Genomic DNA, 3,392 nt, shown 5'->3' with positions numbered 1-3,392 from the left:
GCTGGCGCCCCAGGATGTTGATCGCTTCATGCACAAAAGATCGGCCGGGACGGGATAAGACGGCTTCTGACCTACAAGGATTTCAGGAAGGCCATCAGATCCTTGTCCTCCTTCCAAGAGCGCCCGGGCCGTGGCTGACCGACTTCGCACAGAGCGACCGCGTTGGCCTTCAGCGTGAGGTCGATCTCGGCATAGATATTGGTGGTGCTGATCGAGACGTGGCCGAGCCAGGCTCGGATGGTATTGATGTCCACGCCAGCCAGAACCAGGTGGCAGGCCGTCGTGTGCCGGATCACATGTGGGGTTGTCGTCCTGCCGTCCAGTTCCGGAACCCGCGCTGCACAACGTTCGATGAGCCTGTAGACCCCGAAGCGAGTGAATGGCGTTCCAAGCCTGCTGACGAACACGGCGTCATCAGCCGCGCGGCCGAGGACCTCCTCGGCCAGAACGCGCACTGTTTCCGGCCACAGCGGGCACTGGCGCATCTTGCCGCCCTTTCCGTGCAGGGTGGCGAGGTCATGTCCGCCGTTGCCGCGCCCGATTTGAAGATCCCGCACTTTCAATTGGGTGACCTCGGAGACACGAGCCCCGGTGTTGTAGAGGAAGAGCAGCAGCGCGTATTCGCGGCGTCCCCGGCTGGTTTTGCGGTCGGGCACGGCGAGCATGGCCTCCATTTCGGTTCTCGTCAGCCATCCGACCGGTGGCGGCACGGATTTCTTCGATGCGATTGCGCGGATATGGCCGCACCATTCGACGTGGGCCGGATCCCGGCTGCCGACGAAGCGGGCAAATGCCCGGATCGCCGCGAGCCGCTGGTTGCGGGTCCGAACGGAACAGCCGCGATCTTCTTCGAGATGCGCGAGGAACCGCAGCACCAACCCGGAGGTGAGATCGAGCACGGCCAGCCGGTCGACAGGTTTGCGCAGCTTGCGGCTGACGAACGGCAGCAGCAGACTGAAGGTATCGCGGTAGCTTGTTCGGGTATTCATGGCCAGATTGCGTTCGGTGACGATGTATTCGACCAGGAAGCGCCGGAGCCATGGGCCAAGGGTTACAACTTCAGGCATTCTCACCCCCGCCCGCATAGAGCGCAAAACGCAGCGATGCCTGCTGCAGGAGCGCCGGCGTCATCGACAGATAGACCTTCGTGCCTTCCAGATCGGAATGGCCGAGATAGGTGGAAAGCACCGGCAGCAACCGTTGCACATCCGCCCCCTGACGATACCAGGCGGTCAGGCTGTGAACGGCGAAGCTGTGCCTGAGATCGTGCAGGCGCGGAACCTCCCGGCCGCCCTCTGCGCCGTGCACTTTGGCGATGCGTCGCAGCTTTTCGAACGCGGTCTGAACGGTAGTGCTGGCGAGGCGCGAGCCGTCCCGGTTTGCCAGCAGGAACGCGGCTTCGCCCTGCGCAAGCCCGCCGCTCCGCCGCACAGACATGTAGTCTGCCAGCACCGCCACGAGCTGCGGTCCCACAGGAACCAGACGGCTTTTGTGGAACTTCGTGTCTTGGATCGTCAGGATGGCCTCTGACAGGTCCACATCCGCCCGCGTGAGCCCGGTCGCCTCGCTGAAGCGTAACCCCGCGCCGTAAAGCAGAAGAAGCAGGGTGCGGAACGTTGCTGCGTCGAGTTGCCTGGCACCGCGGCGGCTGATCTCCACGGTCGCGGGATCAAAGAGCCGCTGCAGTTCGTCGCGCGCATAGATGTAGGGCGGCGCACGCAAAGGCGATTTCGGTTCATTATCAGGCAAGGGCGAACAGCGCGCATAGCCCCGGCTGATCGCATAGCGCCAGAACCCGGCAAGAGCGTAGTTCTTGTTCTCACGATGCCGGGTTACGGGACCCCTTCCTGCCAGGAAAGCCATAACCTGCGCCTTGGTGACGGCGTCACACTCGGCATCTCCGTCGGCATGACGGAGGAACTGACGCAGAAGATTCTGCGCCGTCGTGAACTTTGCGCCATGCGCCTGTCGCCAAAGCACGTACTGCTCGATCGCCTCGTGCAACTTCATGCCAACCCCTCCAGATCGAGGGTCGCCACTTCGCGAAGGGCCGCAAGGTTGACCTTGGCGTAGATCGCGGTGGAGGACGGGTCGCGGTGCCCGAGAAAGTCCCCGATGATCTTCATGGACATGCCCTGATCCAGAAGATGTTGGGCTGCGGCGTGTCGGAGGGCATGTGGGCCTCGGCGACCGGAGACAACACTAATTCCGGCCAGGCGATTCCGGACCAACCTGCCCAAAGCCTTTCTGCCAAGGGGTCTGATCGGTGCATGCGCTGTAAAGAAGAGGCTGCGCCCGAAGCCGGACGGTCGCGCCTCTCGAATGTAACGCAGGATGGCGTTTCCGACCTCATCTGACAGCGGCCATAGATGGGTTCGACCGGGCTTGGAGCAGTGGACACGAAGCCTCCCGTTCTCCCAGTCGAGATCATCGAGGCGCAGGCCAGCGACTTCCCCGGCCCGCAGGCCGTAGGCGATGAACAGCATCAGGATCGCATGGTCGCGCTTGTCCACCGGCCGCTCGCCCTGAACGGACGCCAGCAGACGCACTACGTCTTCGCGCTTGATACCCTTCGGAACGGTCTCGTCCACCATGTACTTGGGTGCCATGATCCCCGCAGCCAGCCCAGTCCGACACCAGCCGCGCTCTTCGGCAAAGGCGAAGAACGGTCTCAGACGCTGCGCAAAGTCGTGGATAGTCCTCCGGCTCCAGGCGCCCCGCCTGTGCTCTGCCGCAATGGCATCGTCGATGTCCGCCATCTGGATGGCACCCAGCGGCGTGTCCCGTCCTGCAAGCCAGACGAAGAAGCGGTCAGCCGCGCGGCGATAGTCATCTATTGTCGCATCGGACAGGCCGCGTTCGCTTCGCAACCACCCTTCGAAGATCCGCACCTCGGCATGGTGTGGATGACGCTTTTCTTCGGCCTCCTCGACCCAACCGAGATAATGCAGCAGGTCGATACAGTGGCTGACGAAGCGTTGACGGGCTTTGGCCGTGGCGGCCTCCTTGCATCTGCGTCCTTTCGGCTGACACCAGATCGTCGCCGCTGCTTCGATGCCTTGAATGCTGATCCGGTCGTCTTCCTGCAGGTTCAGAAGGCGGACAAGGTTGAGATGATCGTTGGCGCATTTGCGTAAGGTGGCTCGACTGGCGCCAATTTCCTTGAGGTGGTGAAGATACCGTGCCCTCGGTTCGGCAAGCGGCGCTGCCCGATGTTTCTCTGCGGTTCGGGGGAAGAAGATCTCTTCAAACATAGTTGTGCCTCCGTGTTGATGGAGGCCCAAGCTTCTGCAACGGGCTCCGTGCTGTCAGTCATATTGACCCGATCACCGTCTTATCCCGTCCCGGCCGATCTTTTGTGCATGAAGCGATCAACATCCTGGGGCGCCAGT

The 3,392-nt window shown here is 62.4% G+C and carries 3 protein-coding genes; all 3 read right to left on the bottom strand.

The window, feature by feature from the left end:
- Positions 1–71: 71 nt before the first annotated feature.
- From E4M07_RS28905 to E4M07_RS28895, 3 genes are read right to left on the bottom strand one after another with little or no spacing between them, the layout of a single operon-like run.
- Entirely contained in the window at positions 72–1,067 is a 996-nt protein-coding gene (locus E4M07_RS28905) for a tyrosine-type recombinase/integrase (protein ID WP_136661882.1), read from the bottom strand.
- A complete protein-coding gene (locus tag E4M07_RS28900; protein ID WP_136661881.1) occupies positions 1,060–2,010 on the bottom strand; it encodes a tyrosine-type recombinase/integrase in 951 nt (316 codons plus the stop codon). The genes E4M07_RS28905 and E4M07_RS28900 overlap by 8 nt, the downstream gene beginning before the upstream one ends.
- On the bottom strand, positions 2,007–3,254 hold the full coding sequence (locus tag E4M07_RS28895; protein ID WP_136661880.1) for a tyrosine-type recombinase/integrase: 1,248 nt from the start codon (positions 3,252–3,254) through the stop codon (positions 2,007–2,009). Before E4M07_RS28895 ends, E4M07_RS28900 begins: the two co-directional genes overlap by 4 nt.
- Positions 3,255–3,392 lie beyond the last annotated feature (138 nt).

Source organism: Nitratireductor sp. XY-223 (assembly GCF_004959855.1).
Classification (GTDB): Bacteria; Pseudomonadota; Alphaproteobacteria; order Rhizobiales; family Rhizobiaceae; genus Hoeflea_A.
Note: the sequence above shows the minus strand (reverse complement) of the source record. Positions and strands in the feature narration are given on the sequence as shown.

Bases quoted from the DNA above. Each gene is read 5' to 3' on its own strand.
- E4M07_RS28905 (WP_136661882.1), bottom strand. From the start codon at position 1,067: ATGCCTGAAGTTGTAACCCTTGGCCCATGGCTCCGGCGCTTCCTGGTC.
- E4M07_RS28900 (WP_136661881.1), bottom strand. From the start codon at position 2,010: ATGAAGTTGCACGAGGCGATCGAGCAGTACGTGCTTTGGCGACAGGCG.
- E4M07_RS28895 (WP_136661880.1), bottom strand. From the start codon at position 3,254: ATGTTTGAAGAGATCTTCTTCCCCCGAACCGCAGAGAAACATCGGGCA.